This window comes from Hymenobacter duratus (genome assembly GCF_014698995.1).
Taxonomy (GTDB): domain Bacteria; phylum Bacteroidota; class Bacteroidia; order Cytophagales; family Hymenobacteraceae; genus Hymenobacter; species Hymenobacter duratus.
Genome location: NZ_JACWZZ010000003.1, coordinates 333,153 through 358,901 on the forward strand (window position 1 = coordinate 333,153; position 25,749 = coordinate 358,901).

Annotated in this window: 20 protein-coding genes; 5 read left to right on the forward strand and 15 right to left on the reverse strand. The window is 58.3% G+C overall.

The features are described from left to right. Positions 1-306: 306 nt before the first annotated feature. The 4 genes from IC231_RS14905 to mce all read right to left on the reverse strand — a co-directional run bounded on the left by IC231_RS14905 (position 307) and on the right by mce (position 3,359). Positions 307-1,728 carry a CCA tRNA nucleotidyltransferase gene (locus tag IC231_RS14905; protein ID WP_190785294.1) on the reverse strand — a complete coding sequence of 474 codons (1,422 nt, stop codon included), beginning with the start codon at positions 1,726-1,728 and terminating at the stop codon, positions 307-309. A 153-nt stretch (positions 1,729-1,881) separates the two neighbouring features. Continuing rightward, positions 1,882-2,163 carry a hypothetical protein gene (locus IC231_RS14910; RefSeq protein WP_073284039.1) on the reverse strand — a complete coding sequence of 94 codons (282 nt, stop codon included), beginning with the start codon at positions 2,161-2,163 and terminating at the stop codon, positions 1,882-1,884. A 129-nt stretch (positions 2,164-2,292) separates the two neighbouring features. Further along, positions 2,293-2,874, reverse strand: coding sequence for an L-threonylcarbamoyladenylate synthase (locus IC231_RS14915; protein ID WP_190785295.1), 582 nt, complete (start codon positions 2,872-2,874; stop codon positions 2,293-2,295). 77 nt (positions 2,875-2,951) lie between these two features. After that, on the reverse strand, positions 2,952-3,359 hold the full coding sequence (mce, locus tag IC231_RS14920) for a methylmalonyl-CoA epimerase (RefSeq protein WP_190785296.1): 408 nt from the start codon (positions 3,357-3,359) through the stop codon (positions 2,952-2,954). 153 nt (positions 3,360-3,512) lie between these two features. Here mce and IC231_RS14925 point away from each other — a divergent pair, with 153 nt between their 5' ends. The 4 genes from IC231_RS14925 (at position 3,513) to IC231_RS14940 (ending at position 6,320) form a co-directional block, all read left to right on the forward strand. Continuing rightward, entirely contained in the window at positions 3,513-4,727 is a 1,215-nt protein-coding gene (locus IC231_RS14925) for an IscS subfamily cysteine desulfurase (RefSeq protein ID WP_190785297.1), read from the forward strand. A 96-nt stretch (positions 4,728-4,823) separates the two neighbouring features. Beyond that, the gene (gene iscU / locus IC231_RS14930) at positions 4,824-5,240 is read left to right on the forward strand and encodes a Fe-S cluster assembly scaffold IscU (RefSeq protein ID WP_044017126.1); all 417 of its coding nucleotides are present in this window, start codon (positions 4,824-4,826) and stop codon (positions 5,238-5,240) included. A 149-nt stretch (positions 5,241-5,389) separates the two neighbouring features. Then, positions 5,390-5,800, forward strand: a complete 411-nt coding sequence (locus tag IC231_RS14935) for a hypothetical protein (protein ID WP_185889490.1) — start codon at positions 5,390-5,392, stop codon at positions 5,798-5,800. A gap of 193 nt (positions 5,801-5,993) precedes the next feature. Further along, positions 5,994-6,320: a HesB/IscA family protein gene (locus IC231_RS14940; protein ID WP_044001463.1), complete on the forward strand. Its 327-nt coding sequence runs from the start codon at positions 5,994-5,996 to the stop codon at positions 6,318-6,320. A gap of 105 nt (positions 6,321-6,425) precedes the next feature. Here the strand turns inward: IC231_RS14940 and IC231_RS14945 are convergent, their stop codons facing one another. Next, entirely contained in the window at positions 6,426-7,625 is a 1,200-nt protein-coding gene (locus tag IC231_RS14945; RefSeq protein WP_190785298.1) for a T9SS type A sorting domain-containing protein, read from the reverse strand. 582 nt (positions 7,626-8,207) lie between these two features. Between IC231_RS14945 and IC231_RS14950 the strand changes: the two genes are divergently transcribed. Next, positions 8,208-8,906, forward strand: a complete 699-nt coding sequence (locus IC231_RS14950; protein WP_190785299.1) for a hypothetical protein — start codon at positions 8,208-8,210, stop codon at positions 8,904-8,906. Positions 8,907-9,006: 100 nt separating this feature from the next. On the opposite strand, the gene IC231_RS14955 is transcribed toward IC231_RS14950, so the two are convergent. The 10 genes from IC231_RS14955 to IC231_RS15000 form a co-directional block, all read right to left on the reverse strand. Continuing rightward, positions 9,007-12,741, reverse strand: coding sequence for a choice-of-anchor D domain-containing protein (locus tag IC231_RS14955; RefSeq protein WP_190785300.1), 3,735 nt, complete (start codon positions 12,739-12,741; stop codon positions 9,007-9,009). A 702-nt stretch (positions 12,742-13,443) separates the two neighbouring features. Continuing rightward, a complete protein-coding gene (locus IC231_RS14960) occupies positions 13,444-16,911 on the reverse strand; it encodes a T9SS type A sorting domain-containing protein (RefSeq protein WP_190785301.1) in 3,468 nt (1,155 codons plus the stop codon). A 631-nt stretch (positions 16,912-17,542) separates the two neighbouring features. Next, positions 17,543-19,093, reverse strand: coding sequence for a carboxypeptidase regulatory-like domain-containing protein (locus tag IC231_RS14965; RefSeq protein ID WP_190785302.1), 1,551 nt, complete (start codon positions 19,091-19,093; stop codon positions 17,543-17,545). A gap of 154 nt (positions 19,094-19,247) precedes the next feature. Further along, positions 19,248-19,619, reverse strand: coding sequence for a curli-like amyloid fiber formation chaperone CsgH (gene csgH / locus IC231_RS14970; protein WP_190785303.1), 372 nt, complete (start codon positions 19,617-19,619; stop codon positions 19,248-19,250). 193 nt (positions 19,620-19,812) lie between these two features. Then, positions 19,813-20,400 carry a hypothetical protein gene (locus IC231_RS14975; RefSeq protein ID WP_190785304.1) on the reverse strand — a complete coding sequence of 196 codons (588 nt, stop codon included), beginning with the start codon at positions 20,398-20,400 and terminating at the stop codon, positions 19,813-19,815. 128 nt (positions 20,401-20,528) lie between these two features. Beyond that, the gene (locus tag IC231_RS14980; protein ID WP_190785305.1) at positions 20,529-21,281 is read right to left on the reverse strand and encodes a hypothetical protein; all 753 of its coding nucleotides are present in this window, start codon (positions 21,279-21,281) and stop codon (positions 20,529-20,531) included. 242 nt (positions 21,282-21,523) lie between these two features. After that, positions 21,524-22,912 (reverse strand): CsgG/HfaB family protein, encoded by a 1,389-nt coding sequence (locus IC231_RS14985; RefSeq protein ID WP_190785306.1) that lies wholly within the window; start codon positions 22,910-22,912, stop codon positions 21,524-21,526. 57 nt (positions 22,913-22,969) lie between these two features. Next, positions 22,970-23,395 carry a curli production assembly/transport component CsgF gene (locus IC231_RS14990; RefSeq protein ID WP_190785307.1) on the reverse strand — a complete coding sequence of 142 codons (426 nt, stop codon included), beginning with the start codon at positions 23,393-23,395 and terminating at the stop codon, positions 22,970-22,972. A gap of 49 nt (positions 23,396-23,444) precedes the next feature. Next, positions 23,445-23,993, reverse strand: coding sequence for a CsgE family curli-type amyloid fiber assembly protein (locus IC231_RS14995; RefSeq protein WP_190785308.1), 549 nt, complete (start codon positions 23,991-23,993; stop codon positions 23,445-23,447). A gap of 574 nt (positions 23,994-24,567) precedes the next feature. Beyond that, positions 24,568-25,743, reverse strand: coding sequence for a glutathionylspermidine synthase family protein (locus tag IC231_RS15000; protein WP_190785309.1), 1,176 nt, complete (start codon positions 25,741-25,743; stop codon positions 24,568-24,570). Between the last annotated feature and the right edge of the window lie 6 nt (positions 25,744-25,749).

Sequence of the window (25,749 nt, forward strand, 5' to 3'; positions counted from 1 at the left end):
AATTGCCATCTGTGCTATAGAGAAACCAACAATATGGCCTTTTTCTGGTGAGTGAGAGGCCAACCCGAAGAAGCCCTCTTATCTACTGTGCTGCAACCAGTAGATAAGAGGCTTCTTCATTTTTAGCTGAATCCAAAGCAAAGCAACCATCGTGGCGCTGCTTCTGGAGTGGCGCGCACCGCTTATGTTTAACCGGTCCGCCCCGGGCGTCAGCCTCAATCGTACAACCGATTGTGCTGGCGCCCGGGGCGGACCGGTATGCTGTAGTAGTGTGGCTGCCGCTTTCGGCGGCCACTCCACCTTCTGTCAGGGCTTGCCGGCCACTTCCAGGCCTTTGTGCTGCCCCAGCGCCAGCAGCAGCGCAAACGCCTCATCGTACTCGTTGCGGATGCGGCCTTCCAGAATGGCGTCCAGCAGCGCTTCTTTCAGCTGCCCTACCTCGCGGCTGGGCTTCAGGCCGAAGGTTTCCATGATGATTTCGCCGGTGATGACCGGCTTGAAGTTGCGCAGGTGGTCCTTCTCTTCCACTTCCTTCAGCTTCTGCTCCACCACGTCGAAATTGCGTAGGTAGCGGCTCTTCCGGTGGTAGTCCTTGCTGGTGATATCGGCGCGGCAGAGCAGCATGAGGCGGTCGATGTCGTCGCCGGCCTCGAACAGCAGCCGGCGCACCGCCGAGTCCGTCACGATTTCCTTGGACAGCACAATGGGCCGCAGGTGCAGGCGCACCAGCTTCTGCACCTGGCGCATTTCCTCGCCCAGCGGCAGTTTAAGGTCGGTGAAGATGCCGGGCACCCAGCGCGCGCCCTTGTCTTCGTGGCCGTGAAACGTCCAGCCCACCCGCTTGTCGTAGCGCTTGGTGGCGGGCTTTGCAATGTCGTGCAGGATGGCCGCCCAGCGCAGCCACAGGTCGCCGCCGGCCGCCACCACGTTGTCGAGCACCTGCAGCGTGTGGTAGAAGTTGTCTTTGTGCGCGTGCTGGCCCACCTTCTCCACGCCCTGTAACAGGGCCATCTTCGGGAAGATGAGCTGTAGCAGCCCACTGCTGAACAGCAGCTTGAAACCGTAGCTTGGCTTCGGGGCCATGATAATCTTGTTCAGCTCGGTCGTAATCCGCTCCTGCGACACGATTTTGATGCGCTCCTTGTTCCGGGCCAGCGCGTCAAAGGTGTCGGGGTCGATATCGAAATCCAGCTGGGTGGCAAACCGAATGGCGCGCAGCATGCGCAGCGGATCGTCGGAGAAGGTAATATCGGGGTCGAGCGGCGTCCGGATGAGCTTGCGCTGCAGGTCGCCCATGCCGTCGTAGCGGTCCACGAGCGTACCGAAATCCTCCGGATTCAGGCTTAGGCCCAGGGCGTTGATGGTGAAGTCGCGACGCGCCAGATCCTCTTCCAGGGTGCCGGCCTCTACTTCGGGCTTGCGGCTTTCGGCGCGGTAGCTTTCCTTGCGGGCTCCCACAAACTCCACCTCTACTTCGGGTGTCGGCAGCATGGCCGTCCCGAAATTCTTGAACACCGTTACGCGCGGCCGGCCGGGCAGCTTGCGCCCCACTGCCTGGGCCAGTTGGATTCCGTCGCCGACGCATACCACGTCCACGTCCTTGCTCTCCCGAGCCAGCGCCAAATCCCGCACGTAGCCCCCGATGACATAAGCCGGAAAGCCCAATTCGCCGGCGGCAGCGGCAATCGTGCGGAACAACGGAAGATCTGGCAGCTGTGGAGTAGTCATGCAAAACGGGTTAGGGCACAAAGGTACGCCACTCGTGTTATTGCCGCCTATGCTTTGCTGCCGCATCAGCGGTACGCGGCTGACCCCGTAAAACGGCAAAAGCCCCTTCCGAGCCAGGTTCGAAAGGGGCTTTTTGCCAGAAGGCGCAGAAGACTACTGCTTGGCAGGAACTTCCTCTACTACTTTGTTGGCTTCTTTGTTAACTACTACAGCCGTGTCGCCAGCCTCGGGAGCCATATCGGCTTTCACGTCAGCAGCAGCATTGTCGGTAGCGTTTTCTACGGCGTCGCCGGCGTTTTCGGTAGCGTTGGCAGCATCGGTAGCAGCGCTTTCGGCAGTAGCCTCAGCGTTTTCCTGCGTCTTTTCCGAGCAAGAAGCCAGAGCGAAAGGAGCGAAAGCAGCCAGAACGAGCAGGGATTTGAACGAGCGTTTCATAGTAAGTTGGGTATGGAGTTTCTGATGAAAGAATTCCCGCTTCATACGCCTCAGCGCGAATGGTAACCCGGCACGTCAATGTTTTTTGCACTCCACTATGGCTCGGCCCCGGCAGCAGGCAACTGCCAGCTAGTCGCGCAGTACTTCCAGCGAGCCATCGGGCAGCACACGCACCACGCGGGAAGGCGTGGCCGGGGTGGTGTCGTCCTGGCGCCAGTGGGCCACATACTCGACTTTGCGCACCAGCTGCGGGTCTATTTCGGCGTAGATGCCCGGTGTGGGCTCCCCGCTCAGGTTAGCCGACGTGGATACCAGCCCATGCCCCAGCCGGCGCACTACTTTGCTGCAGAACTCATCGGTGAGGACCACCCGCAACCCGATGGTGCCATCGGGAGCCAGCAGATTCGGGGCCAGCAGCCGGCTGCCGGGCACTACATAGGTGGTGGGCCGGGCCTGGGTGGCCAGCAGCTCCGCCAGATTCGGTGGCACCACGGCAGCGTACCGGGCAAACATAACCTCATCCGCTACCAGCACAATGCAGGCTTTGTCGGCCGGACGGTTTTTGAGCTTATAGAGCTTCTCTACCGCCGGCGGGGCCTCAGCGTCGCAGCCCAAGCCCCAAACCGTATCGGTTGGGTACAGAATTACCTGCTGCATCAATAGCGCATCCACGGTGGCATCTACCTCCTCACGGAAAAATTTGGTACTCATAAGCCAGACTTCTTGGGGGAACAAATGGAAAAGGTGGGTGCGCAGTGACTATACTACGTGCTTTGAGCGCCTCAAGCTCACGCCACAATGGACTGGCACAGCTCTACCAGCACGCCACCCGCCGACTTCGGATGCACGAAACACACCAGCTTGTTGTCGGCGCCGCGCTTGGGTTCTTCGTTCAGCAGCACAAATCCCTCGGCCCGCAGCCGCGCCATCTCGGCCCGAATATCGTCAACCTCAAACGCGACGTGATGAATACCTTCCGGCTTTTTCTCCAGATACCGCGTGATGGCACTGTCGGGCGAGGTGCCGGCCAACAGCTCTATCTTAGAGCCTCCCACTTGGAAAAACACCGTATCCACGGCTTCAGAGGCTACATGCTCGTGCTTGTAGGGCTCTTGCCCCAGCAGCTTTGTATATAAGGCAGTAGCCGCCGCCAGATCTTTAACGGCGAGGCCCAGGTGTTCAAGGTTAGTGAGCATACATTGGTCGAAAATGCGGACTGGCCCCATAGCGAGGCTTCTTTGTATTTGTTCTACTTTTGCAGTTGCAAATGTGGGAAGAAACTAAAACCTGTTTATCGTTTTTTGTGTTCTACCTGCGAATGATTCTCCGCTGAAACCAGACCCCGAGCCATGCTCAAACTACCTATTTACCTCGACAACAACGCTACTACGCCCCTCGACCCGCGTGTGCTGGAGGCGATGATGCCGTATCTGACCGAGGTGTTCGGCAACGCTGCTTCGCGCAACCATCCTTTTGGCTGGGCTGCGGAGGAAGCTGTAGACTACGCCCGCGAACAGATTGCCAGCCTGATCAACTGCGACCCGAAAGAAATTATCTTCACCTCAGGCGCTACTGAGTCCGACAATCTGGGCATCAAGGGCGTGTTTGAGATGTACGCGCAGAAGGGCAACCACATCATCACGGCTACTACGGAGCACAAAGCCGTGCTCGATACCTGTAAGCACATCGAGAAGCTGGGCGGCCGTGTAACCTACCTTCCAGTTAACGCCGAAGGCCTCATCAGCCTCGAAGAGCTGGAAGCTGCCATGACTCCGGAAACCATTCTGGTGACCATCATGTACGGCAACAACGAAACCGGCACCATTCAGCCTATCCGCGAAATTGCGGCCATTGCCCACAAGCACGGTGCCCTGTTCATGACGGACGGCACGCAGGCAGTAGGCAAAATCCCGGTAGACGTCATTGCCGACGGCATCGACTTGATGGCTTTCACGGCGCACAAAATGTACGGCCCCAAAGGCGTAGGTGCGCTGTATGTGCGTCGCAAAAACCCACGTGTGAAAGTAACCGCCCAGATGGACGGTGGCGGCCACGAACGGGGCATGCGTTCCGGCACCCTCAACGTGCCTGGCATTGTTGGCCTGGGCAAAGCCTGTGAGTTGGCCCGCCTCGAAATGGCGGCCGATACGGCCCGCCTGAGCGCCATGCGCGACCGGCTGGAGAAAGAGCTGCTGACGCTGGAAGAAAGCTACGTGAATGGCTCGGTAGAGCGCCGCCTGCCGCACGTGGCCAACATCAGCTTCAAATATGTAGAGGGCGAAGGCCTGATGATGGGCGTGAAAGACCTGGCCGTATCGTCCGGCTCGGCCTGTACTTCAGCCTCCCTGGAGCCTTCGTACGTACTCAAGGCACTGGGCCTCAGCGACGACCTCGCCCACAGCTCCCTGCGCTTCGGCCTGAGCCGCTTCACCACCGACGAGCAGATCGACTACGCCATCAACCATGTGAAGGAGGCTGTAACGAAGCTGCGCGAAATGTCGCCGCTGTGGGAGATGTTCAAGGAAGGCATCGACCTCAACTCGATTGAGTGGGCTGAACATTAATATTTTAGAACTTAGAAATGAGAACCAAGAGCGTAGCTTTGGTTTTCAATCTAGGTTCTGAGTTCTAAAATCTGACATCTAAACTTCAACAAAGCCATGGCTTACTCCGATAAAGTAATCGACCATTACAGCAACCCCCGCAACGTGGGCACGCTGGACAAGAGCAAGAAAAACGTAGGTACCGGCTTGGTAGGCGCGCCTGAGTGCGGCGACGTAATGCGCCTGCAAATCGAGGTGGACGAAACCACGAACACCATCACCGACGCCAAATTCAAAACCTTCGGCTGCGGCTCGGCCATTGCCTCGTCGTCGCTGGCGACGGAGTGGCTGAAAGGCAAGACCGTGGACGAGGCCCTGGCCATCGACAACATGGAGATTGTGGAAGAGCTGGCCCTGCCGCCCGTGAAAATCCACTGCTCGGTGCTGGCCGAAGACGCCATCAAGTCGGCCATCAACGACTACCGCGTGAAAAACGGGATGCCGGAGCTGGAAATGGCGAAGTCGCACCACTAGTCAACAGTGAATGAGCGAGTGAGCGAATGAGTGCTGTCCGTGGCACTTTATTCGCTCACTCGTTTATTGTATAAAAGGATGAGCAAGCGTCTTACAGCACACGACAACTACTCGCTCATTCACTCATTCAACCATTCACACATTACCCCATGGACGTCACTCCCTCCGACGTACACGTAGAAAGTGCCCGGATTCAGCGGCAGATAGAAGACTATCTGGGACTGGGACCGGGCAACCTGCTGTTTGAGTTCCGGCAGCTGGACGGGCAGACGCGCCTGGACCTTATAACGGTGAACCCGCGCCACCAGCAGAGCTTTCTGTTCCGCTACGAAATGGGCCACGATAAGCTGGATGCGCTCCGCAAGATGCTGGCCTACGTGCAGCGCTACCGCGACGAGGAAAGCTCGTACACCATCCAGTGGCGGGCCCGCGACGCGAAGGAGCTGCAAACCTCCTACTTCCGCGCCCACAACACCTACGAAGCCCTCGACAAGCTCTACTACGGCCGCGACCTGAGCACCATTACGGTATTCAGCGTGGTGCTGAACCCCAGCTCGTAGCTCTCACCCAGCCCCGACCGAACGACAACGGAAGCGCAGTACTGCGTTTCCGTTTTTTTTGCGGGTGGCGTCTTATTGGCTCAAGCTTTTTAGACTCTTTCTGAACAAGCGTCGTATCTTTGGTGTTCTGCTTCTAGAATTCTCCCCGATGCTGCCGGGTCGGCAGCGCTGGTGGAGGTAGCCTCTTCTTCCCATGATTACTGTTTCTGATAAAGCCAAAGAAAAAGTAGAAAAGCTCATGCACGATGCGGAGCTGGACGCCACGTACCGCCTGCGCGCCTCCGTGGCCGGCGGCGGCTGCTCGGGCCTTAGCTACAAGCTCGACTTCGACAACGAGGTAAAGCCCATGGACCAGGAGTTTGAGGACAAGGGTGTGCGCGTGGTAGTGGATATGAAAAGCTTCCTCTACCTGGCTGGCACCGAGCTCGACTTCTCCGACGGACTGAACGGCAAAGGCTTCTATTTCGACAACCCGAATGCTTCCCGCACCTGCGGCTGCGGCGAGAGTTTCTCGGTGTAGCTTGCCTGCGGGCTACCGGCCAGCAGCTATATACACATACAAGCAGAAGGGGCGCTATTCACTCGGATAGCGCCCCTTCTGCTTTTATAGCTTTGCGGCTGCCTGCTACAGCTCGCGCACGAAGCGCTGAATCTGGCGACCGGAAGCGGTGTTGAGCTCCAGGAAATACGACCCGGCGCGTAGCGTCTGTACATCGAGGGTGCTGCCGCCGGTGGCCTCACCAGTTAGTACGGCCTGGCCCAGCGGGTTCAGGATACGGTAGCGGACCGTGCCGATGCCGGGGGCCAGCACGATGCTGCCGGTGGTAGGATTGGGGAAGAACGTGGCTTTGGTGCCCCCGCCCGACTGCACCGCTACTGCCGGCGAGTAGGTTTCGGTGCCATCGGTATCCGTCTGGAGCAGGCGGTAGTAGCTGGTGCCGCTCAGGGGCCGCGCATCGAGCCACTCGTAGGAGTGCGCCTGGGTGGAGGTGCCGTGACCGGCTACCTGGCCTATCGTTTCAAACTTATCGGCGGTGGTGCCGCGCTGTACTTTGAAGCCGGCGTTGTTTTTCTCGGAAGCCGTTGCCCAGCGCACCTGCGTGCCTTTGCTCGTGGCTTCGGCCGTGAACGATTTCAGCTCTACCGGTAGCGGGGCGCTGCTGCCTACCGTTACCTCATCAATAATCCAGATTTCGTCGGCGCTGTTGTTGCTGGCAATGATGGAGAAACGGACAGACAGCGCGCCATTCGGCAGATTGATACGGAAGTTGCTAAATCCGTCGCCGTTGTGGTCATCGTTGCCAGTATTGGGGCCAGTTACCCGTACGGCTCCTCCGTTAACATAGGTGGTCGAGTTCAGAGCGCCTGGTGTGAAGTTCCAATAGCCATTACCGCTACCGTTCGTCTTACCAGTGATGCGCAGGGTGTTGGTATACGTCAGTCCCCCGTCGATGCTGACGTTGACGTTGATTTCGTCATCTGCATCCAACCCAGCACCGCCATTCGTTCCCCAGGCAGCTACCCGAAACTGAATGTAATTGCCGGTAGAAGCAGCTGTAGTAGTACGGTTGCGGAACATCAGCCCTTCCGTTGCATTCTGGATACGCCAAGCGCTGTTGCTGGCAAACGACAGGTTGTCACCAGGATTCCGCCAAGTGCCAGGGGCCGTGCTGCCAATAAAGGCTGGCGTTCCTTCATAGCCCAACTCGCCGGCCGGCGTGTTGTTATTGGTCCCATTGAAGCTCTGCACAGCAGTAAACTGTGCCTGTGCGCTCAGAGTACCCGCCCCCAGTGCTGCTGCGAGAAGCAGGGTGCGAGAAAACACACTGAGTCGGGAAAAGGGTGCGTAAATACGTTGCATGGTGGTAGAAGGTTGGCTAATTTTTCCTAAATAAAGTCAATTAATTCGTATATCCGATTATCCCTACTATTCATATTTTTACATGTAGTAGCATTATGCTACCCTGCCCTGCTACTGGGTATGGTAGGCGTATGGTTGAGCTCCTTGTATTCAGCTACCTAGCGCGCCGGGCGGGGCACGCACGCTATGGCGGCTCCTTGGAAACGTGCTAACCAGCTGCCTCTTCCCTGCCCGGTGCCCCGCGCCCTGCGCCCCACCAGGAGGTTCCCTCCCGCACACCGGGAAACGAGGCGTACACCAGTGGAAACGAAGCGTGTACGGGTGGAAATGACGTGCGTATGGGTGGAAATGGCGCGCGCAAGGGTGGAAATGAAGCACGCATGGGTGGAAATGGTACACGCATGGGTGGAAATGGAATCCGCACAGGTGGAAATGGCGCGCGCACGGGTGGAAATGGCATGCGCATGGGGGGAGGCGCGTAGGACTAGGCCGGATTTCATTTAATCAGTACCTTATCCGCGTGTTATTCTCACTTTACTTTATTCCATGAAAAACGATTTGATTGAGGCGCGCCTGCGGCGCGACACCACCCTGCTCGCCTTCCTGACCGAGCAGAAAGCGCAGTACGCCGACGTGGAGGACGATGTAGCGCCCCTGCGCACCCAGCTACAGCAGACCCTGGAGCAGGCCCAGACCTTCGCCGATGAGGTACTGGCCGCCGACTCCGACGCCAACACCACCCACAAGCGCGGCAGCCGCAGCCAGCTCACGGCCCTGCTCAAGCGCCTGGCCGTGGCCGTGCGGGCCGAAGCCACCGCCACCAACGACACCCGCCTGCTGGCCCTGGCCGGCCGGCCCGGCCAGTTGGCCAAGCTCACCGAAACCTCGTTTCAGGAGGAAGCGCGCCGCCTGCTGAGCCTGGCCCCCGAGCGGAGCGCGGCCCTGAGCAAGCGCCGCTTCCTGCCCGAGCACTACCAGCAGGCCCAGAAGCTGCTCCAGGAGTTTCGGGCCACGACCACCGAAGGCCGCATCAACGACACGGCCGGGGCCGCCGGCCGCAGCGGCCTCGAACGCCTCATCAAGGAAACCAGCCGCCTGGGGGCGCGCATCGCGGCGCTGCTGGCCGTGTACCAGGCCGATGAGCCCGAGTTCTGGGCGGCCTTCCAGGGGGCGGCCCGCGTGGTGCGGCGCGGCGGCCAGCCGGGCCCCGATGCCGACGACGCGCCCACCGGCCCGGCCCAGTAGCGCCTTCGGCCCCGGCTGAGCGGCACACAAAAAAGCCTCTTCCACTGAGTGGAAGAGGCTTTTTGCTGGGGCTGAGGCGCGCCCGGCGCGGGCCGGGGGCTTAGTCCAGCTTCGTGAACTTGCGCACCGTGCGGCCGGCAGCGGAGGTTACTTCCAGCTGGTAGAGGCCGGCCGGCAGCTTCGCTACATCGAGGGTGGCGGTGCCGGTGGGGGCCTGCCCTTCCAGCACTACGCTACCCACTGTGCTGATGACGCGGTAGGTAGCGGCCGTTGCGGGCGCTACCAGCGTCAGGGAGGCGCGGGTGGGGTTCGGGTACAGGGCCAGCTCCTTGCCGGGCGCTACCGTCACGACGGGCGAGAAGGTGGCTTTGCCGTTGGTATCGAGCTGGCGCAGGCGGTAGTAGGCGAGCGTGGCCAGCGGCTGGCGGTCCACGATGCGGTAGTCGTGGCGGCGGGTGGTGGTGCCGTGCCCTTCTACGCTCTCCAGGGTGCTGAAGGCGTTGCCGTCGGCGGAGCGCTGCACTTCAAAGCGGGCGTTGTCTTTCTCCGAAGCCGTGGCCCAGGCTACGTTCACTACCTCGCCCTGCCGCTCTGCCGCGAAGCTGATCAGCGTGACGGGCAGCGGGTTGATGAGCACGTCGGGGTCGGTGCTGGCGAGGGCGAAGTCGCTGAACGAGGTGAAGACGTTGGAAGTGAGCGTGCCGGCTACGTAGGCGGTGCTGCCACCGCCGGTGCTGGTACCGGTGCTGGCCGAGCGCCCGATGTTTTCCCAGCCGCTGCCGTTGCTCTTGGCTACTACCAGCGAGGAAGCCGAAGGGTCCGTGACGCCGTCGTTGGTGCCGAAGCTCAGCTCGATGGTGCCGGAGAAGGTGCCGGCGGCCGGGGCCGGGCTCGGCGTCACGCTATAGGTGCGGTAGCGCGACACGCGCTTCAGGTCGCCGAGGAGGGTTTGGTCGGCCGGAACGCCTTCGTTCTGCTCGGCGGTGTAGCGGGTGATGCCGGCCGGGGCCGTGCTGATGTTGAGCGTGAGGGGGCGGTAGTTGGTGCCCTTGCCAATGGGGAAGAACAGCGACGGCGCATTCACGGACTCGCGCACGAGCGGGCCGCTTACGAAGCTGGTGCCGCTGGCGCTTACCTGCGTCGTGACGCCAACGCGGAGCGTAAGCGAGTTGGCAGCGGTGGTGAATATCTTGCCACCATCCAGGTTGAGGTTGCCTTCTACTACTACTGCGCCGTTCGGGTCCAGACGGTCGTTGGTGCCCGATACGCCTACACTATAGTAGTTGCCGGCATTGATGGTACCATTGGGCTCGGTGTACTCGGGGCGGCTGATGGCCGCGCCCCAGCCCGTGGCTACCCGAACACCATCAAGATAAACTACAGGCGTATTGTTGTCCTGCCGAATAGCAACGGCGTTTAGGACGGGTGTGGAGTTGGCTTCTGAGAGGGGGCCAATGGTGTAGGTGGCGGGTTCCAGCAACGGGGCGGCCGCGCTGGTCACGTACAGGCTGGCTTCGTCGTTGCCGCCGGGGTTGGTCACGTACTTCAGCACCAGCAGGTAGGTCTGGTCGAAGCTATACACGGTAGGCGCGTACGTAATAGTACCGCTGGAAACACTCAGGCCGAAATTGAAGCCGGCACCCGACTCGCGGGTATAGATGCGCCCACGGAAAACGTTTGAACCGCCTGTATTCATCAGATGCAGGAAGTAGTCACCGTTCAAGGCCTCTGCTACCTCTACCTGCGCGGCCATGTAGGTGACGTTGGTGGTAGCGGAAGGCGTAAACGGCTTGTTCACGTCCTGGCTCGACCCGAATACGTCGGCTTTGTTGCCGTCCTGCGGTGAACCCAGCGCGTAGTTCGGGTGGGCCAGGTTACCAGCGACTACCTCTGCTACAGCAGTGGCATTGCCGCTATGCGCGGTCCAGCCGTTGGCAGTCAGGGGGGTCCCTACTGCATAGTTGAAGTTGTCTTCCAGCAGCAAGAGGCCGGCGGCCGCATTGTTGGCGGGTGGCAGTGCGCCCGTGCCCTGCACCGTGAAGGTGTAGACGGCGGCGTTGCTGGTAATCGTTACCGTGGCCGTACGAGGACCTGTGGCGCCCGGCACAAAGTTGATGCTGAACGGGGCGGTGCCGGCCGGACCGGCAATTGGCCCGGTAGGTTGTAGCGTCACGGTGAAGTCGGCGGCATTGGCACCTGAAATGGTAACCGGAGTAGCCGACGCGAAGGTCAGGTCGGCGCTGCCCGTGTTGTTGAGCGCAAACGTGGCGCTGGTACCCGTACCGGCTACCGTGGTAGACCCGAACGAATACGAGCCGCTGCCACTGGGAATAGCGGTAGCACCCTGCGTTACGGATACCTGCGGCGCGTTGGCCGGAGTGCCGCAGTACGCCGCTACATCATCCAGACGCCAGGGTGCGGTGGTGCTGCTAGCCTTGCGGAAACGAACCCAAACCTGCGCGGCTGTATTGTAAGGTGCTGGTACCGGCACCGTATACTGGTCGTAGGACCCACCTGGTACATTATTGACATCAAATGAAGCAATTTGGGTGAAAGTACCCGTTTGTCCATCCGTAGCCACTTCCACTATCAGCGTCCTAGCGGTATTGTTGGTGCTACGTCCCAGATAGAAGGTAAGTGCAGTGGGGCTAACCAATACGGGCGTGGTGAGCTGTCCGGTAGCGGAACCAAAAATTGCACTTCCTACACCATTCCTAATATCCCCAGTTGCAGTTGAACGGCTTACACTAGTAGCCAACCATCCCGAAGGAGGGAAAGTGGTGGACTCAAATCCTTCCGTCAGGCAGGGAGTGCCAGTAGGCGCGGCTATTACCGTGAACTGCGCTGCCGCCGAAGTGCCGCCACCCGGCGCCGGATTCGTAACCGTTACATCATAGGTACCGGCCGTAGCTACATCAGCAGCCAGGATGGTAACCGTCAGCCGTGTGGGGCTGGAGTAGCTCGTGACACGGGGCGTACCGTTGAAGCTCACCGACGAACCGGCCAAAAAGCCGGTGCCATCTACGGTCAGGACGAAATCGGGGCTGCCGGCAGTGATGGATGCCGGGTTGAGCAGGGAAATGGTCGGAACCGGATTCGGGGTGGGGTCTACTACGAAGCTGGTGGCGCTGGTAGCCGTGCCGCCGGGCGTAGTCACAGCAATGGTGCCGGTAGTAGCGCCTACAGGTACCGTAACCGTCACTTGGGTGCCGGCTCCGTTTACTGAAGCACCGGGCGCGGCCGTACCGTTGAAGGTTACAGTAGCTCCGGTGAGGTTGGTACCCGTGATGATTACGGAAGTGCCCACCGGACCATTGCCCGGCGCGAAGCTCGTAATGGTAGGCACCGCTACGGGCGCCGTCACGGTGCCAGATACTGGTTTATCAACTTGCGTTGCGCCAGTGCTGGTATGTACTAGGTTGCCAGTGTAGGGACTTCCCGCAACGGTAGTCGTGTTAGCCAGCCGAACGAAAATGCGGGTAGCGGCAATGGTGGGACTGGACCCGGTGCGGGCCAGCACTAACGGGCTGCCAGCGGGAGCAGCAGCGAAGGTGCCGGGGGTACCGGAACCGGCTGGATTTTCCAGCGCCAACTCATACCCAGTAGGTGCCGTGATGCTGATGTCAGCCGTTAGGTTAGAACCCGCTACGGTGTAGCTCTGCGCGGCGGAAGCCGTTCCTTCGGTAGTCGTGAAGGTAAGTTGTGCCGCAGAGGAAAGAGTAATAGTAGGCGTTGAAGTAGCAGCGGTGCCCGTAACTACGATATTCTCGATGCGGGAGGTACCTCCACTTGATACAGTAGATGAGCCACCTGTTACACGAATATTGCTCGTCATTATCCACCTAACAGAAACACTGGTTTCGTTGGCAGCAACAGCTGGTAATGGTGCATTCGCAACAACACCTGTTACAAAATCGTCGTTGCCTACTGTTACAGGGACCCCAGGATTAAAGTCAGTCCAAGTCCCAGTTCCGATTCTATATTGAAGCTTAAAATCTCTAGGGCCAGTATCGGAACTACGTTGCAAAGACGAAATTTTGATATCTGTATAGCCAGTAGTGGTAAACTCAATCTGCCAAAACTTACTTCCGCTTCCACTTTGCCACATATTGTAGTTGGCTGATTGGCCGGTGCCACCTAGACCAGAGCTAAATGTTACTGCACCTGGAGCAGTAAGAGTCTTAGTGTTATTAGCACTGATACCTCCGTCAGCAATGACATTACTGTCATTAAAATCCCAGCTAACAATAGTCGTCTGCCCCCACCCTACTATGGGGCGGAGGAGCAGCAGGAAAGCAAGCAGCACCCGCAGCAAGGGGCCGGAGCGTAAGACAGGGGGCGGCGTAAAGGTGTGCAGCATACGGAACGGTACGAGGGTGAAAGGATGTGCGAAGGGGTGGTCCGACCGCAAAGATACAAGTTGTTCGAGGCCAAGTACAACAAACTACACATTATCGAATGATTACGCCAGCAAACGGGCACAAAAAAAGCTCCCGGCCAGGGCCGGGAGCTTTTCAGTGTAGTGTCTGAAGAACAGTTAGTTCTTCACCACTTTGCGGGTCACTTTCTGGTCGCCGGAGCCTACCGTCACCATGTAGGTGCCGGCTTGCAGGGCGCTCAGGTCCAGCTCACCCGTTACGGGCAGCGTCTCTTCGCGCACCAGGCGGCCGGTCAGGTCCAGAATCTGCACGCGCAGGGCGGCAGCGTTGGCAGCCTGTGGCAGCAGGATGGTGAGCTTGCCCGAGGTTGGGTTCGGGTAGAAGCTGGCCTCGGTCAGGCCGGCGTTCTTCACAATCACCGCTGGCGAGTACACAAACTTGCCGTCGGTGTCAATCTGCTTCAGGCGGTAGTAGCTCAGGCCCGGCAGCGGCTGGTTGTCCACGTCGGTGTAGGTAGTGCGGGCAGTGGTAGTGCCACGGCCTTCCTTGTACGATACCGTCGAGAACTGCTGGCCGTTCTGGCTGCGCTGTACTTCAAAGCCACGGTTGTTTTTCTCCGAAGCGGTTACCCACTCTAGGTTCACCTTGCCGTTGCGGAGCTGAGCCGTGAAGCTCACCAGCTCAACTGGCAGCGGGAGCTGCACCGTGATGGGCAGGTTCGGGGTCTTGAAGTTCTCAGCGCCCAGTACCTGGTCGTTGTTGTACTCGAAGCCGAAGAAGAAGTAGTTCACATTCGGGTTCAGGCCCGTGATAACAGCGGTGGTAGCGGAGCTGGCGAATACAACGAAGTTGCCGTTGATGTTCGAGCCGTTGCCATATACGTTGTTACCGGGGTCGTATGGGGTGGCATCCGACGGGAAGAAGCCGGGCGTCAGCGTGTTGCTGGTGCTGGCGATGATCAGGCGGTTTTCACCGAAGCCAGCGGCTTCCGGGTTGCCGGGGAAGGCCGAGCCATCTTCCTGCGTGAAGACGATGGTTACGCTACGGCCATCAGCCGAGCGGGTCACCGTAGCGGCCGACTGACGAACTGGCTCCACGTCGATGGCATTGCCACGCAGACGAGCATTCGGAACCCGCGTGAACTCTACGTTCGAGAACAGGTCGGGGGTGCGGAACAGCAGGTCGGCGGTGGCCTGGCCTACACGGGTCGGAGCGTAGCGCACATACAGCGGCACCTGGGCCAGGCTGTCATTTTCGTCAGGCGTGAAGATGAGGCTCGTACCGGGGAACTCATCGTCGGGCTTGATGTCGCGGAAGTCAGCGAACTTCGAAATCTGGAACTGCGGCGTACGGGTCGGGTTCAGTGGCGAAGGGTTAGTGCCGGGCTCCGGGTCGCGGGGCACACGCACCAGTACTGGGCTGGCCAGACGAGCACCGCGCAGAAGCAGGGTTTGCGTAGCCGACTTCTCAAACTTCACCAGGTTTACTACCGTCGCGAAAGAGCCGATAACGTCCAGCTCCGGCTCGCTCGAACCGTTCACGGTCACGAACTGCGTACGGGCCGGGGCGCTGCTGTTCGATACTACCTGGCCGCGGTTGGTCTGCGGTCCGGGAGGGAAGTAGCGTACATAGATAGCCGTCAGGTCCACGTCGCCGTTCAGCGTCGGGTCAGAAGAGCCCGTGATGCGGGGCAGTACCAGCGAGTTGCCGGTAGTGCCACCCAGCGAGTTGAACCCGCCGGGAGCATTCGGGTCGGCCGACAGCGCAATCTGGAAGAACTGAGGAGCCGTGATGGTCAGGTCCTGCAGCAGGTTGTCCGCCGATACGTTGTACGACTTCACCGACGAAGGCACACCGGGTGAGGTGCTGAACTCCGTCAGGATGGGGTTCGTCAGCGAGATGTCGGAAATAGAGCCGCTCGGGTTGGTAGCAGTCACTGCTACGTTTACCGTTTGGGCGTTGGTGCTGGTCAGGGCAATGTTGCCGTTGAAGTTACCGGTACCTACCGTCGGCACGAGGCGTACCTCGATAATCTGGTTGGTCACGTTGCCCGACGGGTTCGGGTTGATAGCAAGCGGCGCATTGGTGAAGCTGCCACCGGCAGTAGCGTTGCGAATCTCAATGTTGGCGTTCGAAGGCGTCAGCGTCAGCGGGCCACTCAGGTTGGTAGCGCTTACCGTAAAGGTCTGCGTCTGCGCCGAGCCGCTGTTCGTTACGGTCTGGAAGTCGATGTTCGTCGTCGACGAGTTGATGGTCGGCGTAACCGGAGCAGCCGTACCCGAGCCGCTAACGGCTACCAGAGCCTGCGAGCCGGCGTTGCCGGTAGCTACTACGTTGCCGGTGATAGTACCCGTCGTGCCGGGCACGAAGCGCACGTCAACCGGCTGGTTGATGCTGCCGCCAGTCGGAACCAGCGTGATAGGGTTTGGCGAGAAGGCATTGCCGCCCACCCGGATTTCAAAGCCATTCGGAGCCGTTACCGTTACGTTGCCGGTCAGGTCGCGGCCTGTGAGCTGGAAGCTCTGCGAAGCCGAGCTGGTACCAACCGTCTGGGCACCGAAGGCCAGTGAATTCGGATTGGCCGTGAGCACCGGCTGCGGAGCCGTTGCGTTGCCCGATGCCGTTACGGCAACGCTGGTAGCGCTTGGGCTGCTGACAATGAAGTCGGCGGTGATGTTCTGAGGATACGGGCCGGGAGCCGAAGCCAGCGTTGGCGCGAATACTACATCAAACTGAGCCGAAGCATTACCGTTGGCATTAGGCGTGATGGTAGCCGTCTGGGCGTAAGCTGCCGTCGTGCCGGCCGGGCGCAGCAGGAAGCCGGCAGGAGCCGTCACCGTTGCGTTGCCAAGCAGGTCAGAACCCGTTACCGTCAGCGTGCGTGCAATCGACTGCTGGTTAACGGGCGTGTTGGGGAAGAAGGGCGTAGAGAAAGAAGCCGTCAGCGTGGGCTCAAAGCCGCGCAGCGTGAGGTCGTCAATCCGGTACTGGACGTTGTTGCCAGAGTTTTTGCGGAACTGCAGAATCAGGTTGGTCGTGCTCGGCAGCGAAGCCGTAGTCGATACCAGGAACCAGTCGGCTCCGTTGGCAGGAGGAGTCGGGAACGTGAAGGGAACCACGGTGAACGAGCTGCCGGCTACGTTGCCGTCCCGTGCTTCCAGCACCAGATCCGCAGCGGCGGCAGCGGCAGTCAGGCGCAGCCCGAAGGAAATGCGCTGGCGGCTGTTGATGCCCGTAGTATTGATGTTGCCGATGTTGAACAGGTAGGTCACACCCGCCTGCACCTGTACAGCACCAGCGTTGTTAGGATTCTCACGTCCGAATACAATAGCCGGAACGCCCGAAGCAGCCTGTGAAGCGCCCGTAGCGTTGGTGAAGCTATAGCCGTTGGAAGGAGCATTGTTCGGAGCCACTACTGCGTTGCCCCCGAAGGAGAAGGCAGCCGAGTTGTCGAAGCGGCCGTTGGCATCCGCATTAGCCGGCGACTCGAATGGTACAGCAGTACCAAAAGTCTCCGTGAAGTTCTGAGCGTGGGACAGGCCGGGCACAACCAGCATCAGCAGTAAGAGCAGATGGTAGTGAGGTCGGAATGCCTGCCGTATGGTACGCAGGTAAGTGTTGGTCATAGTGCTATGAAAAATTAAGAGTTACGAAGGAAAAAACGGCGTTACGGAGCTGAAAAAGAACATGCTTTACAGTGGAAACTGATGGCTAGTACGCAGAAAAAACAGGTAAGATTATTACATTTTCCAGTTATTATTTAACTTTTATCAGAACACATCAGATATTGATGGTCCATTGCACGCGGCTGCCTTTCATAATCCATGCCAGCTTGGTATTGCGTCTCCGGTTTTTTAAACCGATTTGTGTAATATTCAGAAAATGGCACAGTTACAATATATACTTTTACATATATTATACTTGAACATGCAAATTTGCGTGGTTTTTTCGGATTAATAACAACGCTGCAAGCAAACCTTTCAGGAGCACTCATCTGCTGAGTCTTGGTGCTTTTACCGGAAAACTGACGGTTTCGTTGCCCGACGTCAGCTTTGACCCCACCCTACCCTATCATGGCGCCGCCCCTGCTCCACTGCCTGAGGCAGCCGAACAGGGGCGGCGTGACGTCTCTACCTAATTGACTGGCGGAAGTATCGGCGCAGTGCAGGTTCGCACTCTGGCTCCGGCTATAACGGATGGCGTATACTGTTTCGGCAGCGGCAGTCTGCTGCGCAGGAGCTCTGCCGAGACTGGACCTTATATGGCGTCCGGCTGCTCAGCGTTCTGGAACAATAGGGTTCTGTTGCGGCCATCCACATCCATCTGCCACACTTCCGGTGGCAGCGCGTTTGTGTTAACCGCTTGTGTGAATACAATCTTGGCACCGTTCGCGCTAAAGCGTGGATTCAGGTCATTGTATCCGGCTGGCTTTCCGCCGGTAGTTACGGGCGAAGCAGAAACATCCACTACTGCGCTGCCATCGAGTGCCTGGGTCCGGATGCGTGCGTCAATCTGGCGGCCGGTCTGGTCCATAAAGCCAGCCGCGTCCACGGTATACATAATGCGCGTCCCCGCCAGATTGAAAGAAGGGGAATCCAGCCGGCCAGCCACATTCCCGACAGCCAGCGTCATGCCGCTACCATCCTCATTCATGATATACAGCTCGGAGTCGTTAATATCTATTCCCACCGTCTGAACGATAATCTTCCGGCTCTGCCCGTTCCAGTCACACTCCCGGAAGTGGCGGCCGGCCGGAGCGGTAGCAATCAGGGTGGGCGCTCCGAAACCGTCGCGGTTCACCCGATACAGCTTATCGTAGCTGGCCACCAGCAGTTGGTCGCCGTACGGTGACCAGCAGAAGCCTATCCCGAAATTATTGTAGCCTTCCACCGGCAGCGAGGATATCATGCGCTGGTCGGAGCCGTCCCGGTTCATGGTGTAAAGCCGGTGTTGTCCGGAAGCCCCGTTGGAAGTGTACGCTATTTTATCATATCCAGGACTAAAACGCGGGGCCACCTCAAAAGCGTTTGAGTTGGTGAGGCGCACTGTGGTGCTACCGGAAGCATTGGAGGAGTATATATCGGGGAAGCCATTGGTGCGCCGCACAAACACGAAGAAATTGTTGGGGAAAGGCGCCGTCCGGAACGACCACAGGCTGGACCGGGCAGAAGTACCGGCCTTGTTATAGACTGTCACCTGCCAGTAGTACACCGTATTGTAGAGCAGCGGCACATCCTGGGCCGTAAACTGGTAGACCGTATCGCGGGACCTAGTGAGCAGCTGCCGGCGGTTGGTAGTGGAATTGCCTTCATAGAGCATCAGGTCGTAGCGCAGCGAATCGGAGCGGAAGGCTCCTACCGGATGCCATTCCAGCTTCGGCAGCACAGCTACGTCCACGGCTTGGTCGGCGGGAACGGGCCGGTTGGGCGGGTTGGGAGCAGTAGCGGCTACTGCCGGCGTCAGCTGTATGGCCACGGTGGTGGTTTTGCCGTCTTCAATGGTTACCGCGGTAGAAGTCTGCTGATAATCGGCTTTCGTGGCCGTGATGGTGAGCCGGCCGGTGGGCACGTCGTTCAGCTCAAACATACCCTGCGCATCGGTGGTGAGAGCCATGGTAGCTGGCGTGGTACTGATGGACACGTTGGCCAGCGGCTGATTGGTACGGGCATCCCGCAGGATGCCCTGCACGTTGCCATAAAAAATCGGCATAACGGCCGTGTCTTCGCAAGACGCCAATGGCAGCAGCAGCAACCACAGACAGCGAAGCAGCCAATTGCGCGTAAGAACTGGCAGATGGGCGGGTTTCATAGGAGAGAGGAAGTAGAGGAACGTGAAAAGGGCTGGCAGCAGCGAAACAAGCTATGGGAGGAAGTACCCAGTGCTTCTCTTGCCGCCACATCGGTTATAGTGGGTATAGTCCAGGCTGGCCGCCACCAAGGGGAAAGCCACCAGAGCAGCCGTGTTATTGAGCTATAGAGTCCTGGGCAACCAGCTGGCCGTTGGCATCAAGTATACGCAACCGGCCCTTAAAGCGCGTGCCGGCATCGGCGCCAATACTGATCTGCGACAAGCGTACGGTCTGGCTTGGCGCCAGCTCAAACCCTCCCTGCTGCCGATTGCTCGATTGCCCGCCGGCGCCTTGTTTTGCTAGCTCCAGCGTGTAGGTGTAGCGCTGCGTTTGGGAACTCAGGCTACTGCAATAGCCGGTTATGGTGGTTAAGCCGTCAGCTTTACTTGCTACCAGCTCAGCCGTGCATTGTGGGGCAGTCACGGTCTTGTCCTGATACGGCGTCATAGCACATGCTAACAAACTGATTAAGAGAATTTTCATCATCAGTGTCGTACAAAAAGGTTTTCGGAGCACTAAAAGTAGCGAGATTTATTTAATTATACCAATAATTATTTTGCCTTAAACATTTACAAATGCAAGTTTATAGAGAAAACAACATCATATAGCTTACCAACAAACAAAAAGCAGGACTAGCCAGCGTGTCGGCTAATCCTGCTCTTCATGCCAGCTGCTGTTGCTACTGCCCAATACGCCCCTGCTCAATGGTCAGGTTGATTCCGTTGCCGCGCATCTCAACTTCGTAGCGTGGCGGGGTCTGGGTCTGAGTGCCCTGCTGCACCAGCCGGTTATTTACTCCGTCCTGGGTTATGCTCACATCCGTGTTGTTGGTAATTGCGTCGCGAATGAACTCGTTGCCGTCACCGTTCTGCACCAGCTTGGTGGTGTTGTTATCACCGGTTACAGTGCTGTTGACCAGGTTTCTGTCGCCGTTTTGCTTTACAGTGGTGGTGTTGCCACTCCCCCGCTGCGCCACGTACGCCTGGTTAAGGTCGCCGACTTGCATAATGGCTGTCAGGTTCGGGTTGGTACCCGGGTTGTTCTGGGTGCTGGTAGCACGGTTGGCGCTACCCTGCTGCACAATCGTCGCGGCGTTCTGCGCGTTAGGTACTAGCGCAGGGTTGGTATCTACCCAGCCCGGCCCGATGTCCTCCAGCAGCCGCTGCTCGGCGGTGGCTGCCTCGCTCCGCCCCAGTTGCTGGGCGAAGGCCGGATTTCCGCTAATCAGCAGGAGGCTGAGCAGCATAAAAAACAGGTTTCGTTTCATTGCATCCTGAGGGGTATGCCTCTTAATAAGTGGAAAGATAAGCCCAAAGCCGGGTACCTGCTCTCGCATGCGGAGGCGGGTACCCGGCGAGGGTTCTTAGCTAGCAGAGGGCTGTTGGCCCGCTCAACTTAGCGTACGTCCTGACGAACGATAGCCGAGTTGCCGTCGCCACGCTGCTCGATGCAGCTGCGCTGGCCATTGTCAAGAGCACGGCCACGGCCCTGGTCGGTGGAGGCGATGTTGCTGTTGCCAATCTGCAGTTGCTCAGACTGGCTGCGGTCAGACTCCTGACGGATAACGCCGTAGTTGCCATCACCGCTCTGGTCCTGCGAAGCAATGTTGAAGTCACCGTACTGATCGATCTTGGCACGGTTAGCCGATCCGCTCTGACGCTGCTGAGCCCAGTTGCCGTCGCCGTTTACAGCAGCACCCGGACCTGAACCTACTACGTCGTCCACGTTGATGGTAGCTACGTTGCCGGTACCATTCTGCAGCTGAAGAGTCGTGTTGTTGCTACCCCATACTTGTGTAGCGGCACGGTTAGCAGTACCATTCTGGTCCTGACGGCCGTAGTTAGAGCCGCCTTGCTGCTGGCGCAGAACAGCCGAGTTGCCGGTACCCGATTGGTCTACCACTGCCCGGTTGTTGTCATCCATGGCCAGACCATCACCCTGCTGTACAATAGAGCAGTTATCGATAGCACCGGTAGGCAGGCTATTCGGGTTGAGCTCCAAGCTCGAAAGAGCGGCAGGAGTAAGTTCCGTCAGCGTAACAGCTGGGCAGCCTACGCAGGCGTTAACAGCGGTGAAGCCCTGAGGACCCTGAGCGAAAGCCGAACCAGAAACGAGCAGTGCAGCAACGAGGATGTGTAATTTTTTCATGATGTGGGGAAAGGTAAGTTGGTGGTTAGAAAGGGGAAGGGGGTACTACAATTTTAAGGTACTTGTCACTTATTCATTTGCTCTCTCCGGAAGAACTGTACAAATATAAATGAAAATATTTATGTGTCAAGTACTATCATCATTTTTTTTTGAAAAAAAATATTAGAATAATTAAATATAAATGCCAAAAGAGGAGCCAGACACTGTCTAGCTCCTCTTTCGTTGCTTTATATCGCACTGATTTACTTTCTCTTAGGCCGAGTTGCCAGTTGGTACACAAAACCGGCTCGTAGGGCAAAAGAATTGTCGTTGTACTTCCCTACTACTGCTCCGTCCAAGTTGTCTTCCAGCAGGAACCGGGCATCAATCCCGGCCGTGAGGCTCCATTTCACGCTGGCCTGGTACTCAAGCCCGGTCCCGGCCACAATACTGGGGATGGTGCCACGGAAGCCAGGCTCATTTCCCTCGCCGTGCTTCAGAATGCCGCCACCTGCTCTTATATAAGGGGTAAACCGGTCGGTTGGCAAAATTCTCATCTGCAGGCCGGCTTCGGCCAGGGAAATAGTCTGGTCGAAGTACTGCTGGGCGGCCAAGCGGCCCCGCCCTACTCCTACGAAGGGAGCCCACCGGCCGCCCCTGAACTGGTAGGATAAGGTGCCGTAAGCCAGCGGCATGGTACGGGGAGCCGCAAAGTCGCCGCCGTAGCGCTGAAAGCCGGCCGTTGCCGTGAAGGTCAGCGCATCCGGGCGGTTCATTACCTGCCGGCCCAGTACATCGTACTGTTTGCCGTATTCCCGCTCCCGCACATAGTTCAGCATTTTCTCGCCCGTCAGCTCCGCTATTTCCTTCGGCTGCCAGAGGTTTTCGCGCATTCCTTCAAATATCAGGGCCTGCACGGCTTTCTCGATGGCTTCCTTCACCGCCATTTCGCTCGGCTCATTATAAGTAAAGCCTGTTTCCGTCTCGAGTAGCCGCTTAAAGCTGACGAAGCGGAATAAGCTAGCATCCACCTGCTGCGAGAGGATGGTTTTGGACGTGTAAACCGTTTTCAGGATTCGGCCATTATTGGTGCTGATGGCCCGCAGGTAAACGGTTACGCGGTCCTGGCGGTATTGCCCGGACGCGCCCGTACCGAAGTACCGGATACCCGCGCCACCGGTCAGGATGTTGGCATCGTAGGAGATGATGCCGCCTTCCAGAATCACGCCGGCAAAAAGCAGCGGCGGCAGTGCCGGCTGCTTCACACCAGTCTGCTCCGTGAATTCGGAGCGGGTTGAGCGCACGATTTTTCGCTCGTTGAGCAAGTTCCCAAGGTTTTCCCGCTCGATAGGATCAAACCAGCCGGACTCTTCCAGGGCCCGCAGCAGAATGGTGGTAGTGCCCTGCGTAACGGCGGTTGAGAAGCTGGAGCCATTGGCCTGTGGCTTGTACTGCCCGGTCTGGTCCCGGAATTTGTACACGGCCACTACTGTCTTGGCGCTGGGAGTCGGCAAGTCCCGCAATATGGCATTGGCATTCACTTCCGTTCCCAGGCGTGCCGATTCGGTTTTGAAAGGCTGGTGGAAGTAGGGGGAGCATCCTGCCAGCAACAAGCCGATTAGTGTACTACATAGTAAAGAGGTAATGCGCATAAAAAGGACCGTGGTGGGTGAAGAGCTGGAAAGAGAAGCAGGCAGAGAGCGGGCCGCTTAGGGCAGGTTTGGAATGGTCACGGTAGTTTGGTTGCCGGTAACCGGATCAGCAATAACGATGACTACTCCGGCGCTGCCGGGCGTAACCTGAATCTGGTATCCGCCTACTGCATAGGTACCCGCCTTGACCGTGCCAGTGCCAAACTGCTCACTTATAAAGCGGTTTGTCAGTTCGCTAAGCAGCTGCCGGTTGAGGTTGGTGGCAAAGCTGGTCAGCGGATCTTCTGTTGCCCGGGGTATCAGCGTTGCCGGATCTTTGAACGTGTCCTGGGACGTAGCACTACTCAGCAGCCACGAGTAGTTGAAGGAGTTGCCACCACCAAAGCTGGGGTTTTTGGGTTCGTAAACCATATCCTGTGCGGCAACAGTATGGCTGAATCCGGCCAGCAACAGCAGCAGGCTTAGTGTAAAGAGATGTTTCATGCGCGGTGGAATATGCAGTGAGAGGAGAAACGGAAGTTGTGTATAGCCATTAAAAGGTTTCCAGGGGCTGCTTTGCGCCTTTTTCCAACTGCCGGCTCAGGCTGTTGGATTGCTGCAAATGGTCCACTGCGGTACTGACGGCTTCGGCGGCGGCGGCCTCAATATATTCTGGCTTGGGTTGCAGAGGCATCTCCAGTAAGTCCGTATCGTTGACGTTCACTGAAATAAGTGTGCTGGTGCCGCGGGCCGGCTTTTCGGTGATGGTTACTACGTACTCACCGCTCCCCGCCGGGGCCTCGAACTGCGTGTAGAAGATGTCGTAGAAATCATGCCCTACTTTGGTTATGGTCTGGTCCACGATCAGGCCTTCTATTTCTACTGCCTTCTGACGCTGAGTATTGGTGGCAGCAGAATCGGATGTTGCCCTGAGCAGCAGGCGCAGTGCTTCTTCCAGCTTGTTGGCCGGCAACGGGGCAGCTTTCGACTCCCGAACCGGTGCTTGCTGTGCGTCTGTGGTCTTCGTGTTTTCGCGGGCCGGCCGGCGCCGCTCACCCTGGCCAGCGGCTGAAGTAGCCAGCAGACACAGTACTATAAACATTACAGCACCGCAAAAGCTGCTGGCGAAACCTGTACGCCTTACCGGAGAGGCCCGCACAAACGATGGAGGGAAGCAAAACATAAATCTGCTAACAATGACTTGAGCAAATCCAAAACATTCATCTGCATCCATTCAAGGATACTTTTACCGTTATAGACCATAAATTTAAATATTAAGCGAAATAATACAAATTTATCTTACAGCTAAGCTTAACCGAATTAACTAGTATCCTGATGAACAGCAGGTTAAAATAGACAGTCATTCTCACACGATTGCGCAGCCAAGCCTTGCAGCCAAACGGGCAGCACCGGGCGTTGCGGTTTCTGACGACTTCACCAGGCCGGCCGGACTGCCCGTGACAGGACATGCCGAAGCCTTCCCCAGCAGCAGAATTCTTCCTGCCGGGTACCTCACCTCCTCATTTTTCACTTCCATGAGCGGCAAACGCCAAACAGCAGGGCCAATCCGTAAGGGCCACAACTCAGCTCATCCGAGCCCTTGAGCCAGAGTCAACTCTGATAATGTATCAGGAGCCCCTGCGCTTTGGAAAGCAATGCTCCAGCAATGCGCAGCGTTACCCAACCAGCACGTGCGGCACAAACTCTGACAGATTAGTGATAAAGCCAGGAGCCCGCCGGTAGCCAATGGCACACCCGGCGCCGGCCCAGAACACACCAGCCTGATATAGGCGGCCCTGCGCATCCTGTGGCAGTTGCGCGTAGCGCTGGCTGATGTGCGGCTGATGCGCAAACTCTCCCTCCACCCGTTGCCCAGGATGTCCGTTCATCACTTCCGTTACGTTCTGGCCCTCGCGGCCCAGCAACGGCTTGCTCACATAGTGGCCACTGAGGTCCTGGAAGGAGGTTTCCAGTAGCAGCGGGTGGTGCGGGAAGCACAGCCAGAGCCACGCCAGAATAGCTTTGCTCTGAAACAGCAGCGTGTAGGCAGGATTGGCAATGATTACGTCCCGGCTTTGGAGCAGTTGAATGAGGTCAGCTGTCAGGGCCGGCTCCTCATCCACCAGAATTTCCCACGGCACCAGCTTGAACAGAAACCCAAAGCGCTGCCATTGCCCCGCTTCCACCTCGGCCCAGACGCCCCGCTCCGCTCCTGCTACGGCAACCTGCATGGCATCGGCGGAGCAGATATGGACGGCGGAGAAGCCGGCCTCGCGGGCGGCTTCGGCTACTACGGCGCAGTTGGCCTCGTCCTCGGCGCTACCGGGCAGGTGTACCAGCAGCAGCGTAGGCTCCAGGTCGTCGTTGCGCTGCAGCCATTCCGTTAGCTGGTTTTGAATACCTTCAAACAGGCCATTGGCCTGCAGCTCTTCCTCAGCCTGCCCGGCCGCCATCAGGCTGGCCCACTGCACCACGGCGGTTTCCGGAATGCTGGTAGCCGTGTCGGCATTGAATTCGAGGAGTTTGGGGCCTTCGGGCGTCTGGGCCAAATCGAAGCGGCCGTAGAGGTGCCAGTGCCGGTCGTCGTTCCAGGAGTGGCGCACGGCGGGCCAGAGTAGCGGTGGAATAGCCAATTGGCTCAACAATGAATCAGGAATGGGGTCAGGAATAGACTGCACCAGCATCTGATACAGTGTATCGGCAGCCTGCAGCAAGACATCCGCTTCTGCTTCCGGCAGTTGCACGGCCTCACGGGCCACGTAGTTTTGGCAGGCATCTTCCAGGGCCCAGTCCCAGCCCAACCCGCGCAAGGCGGGCGCCATATCACCAGAAAGCGGAAGCAGCGTAATCATGTAAGT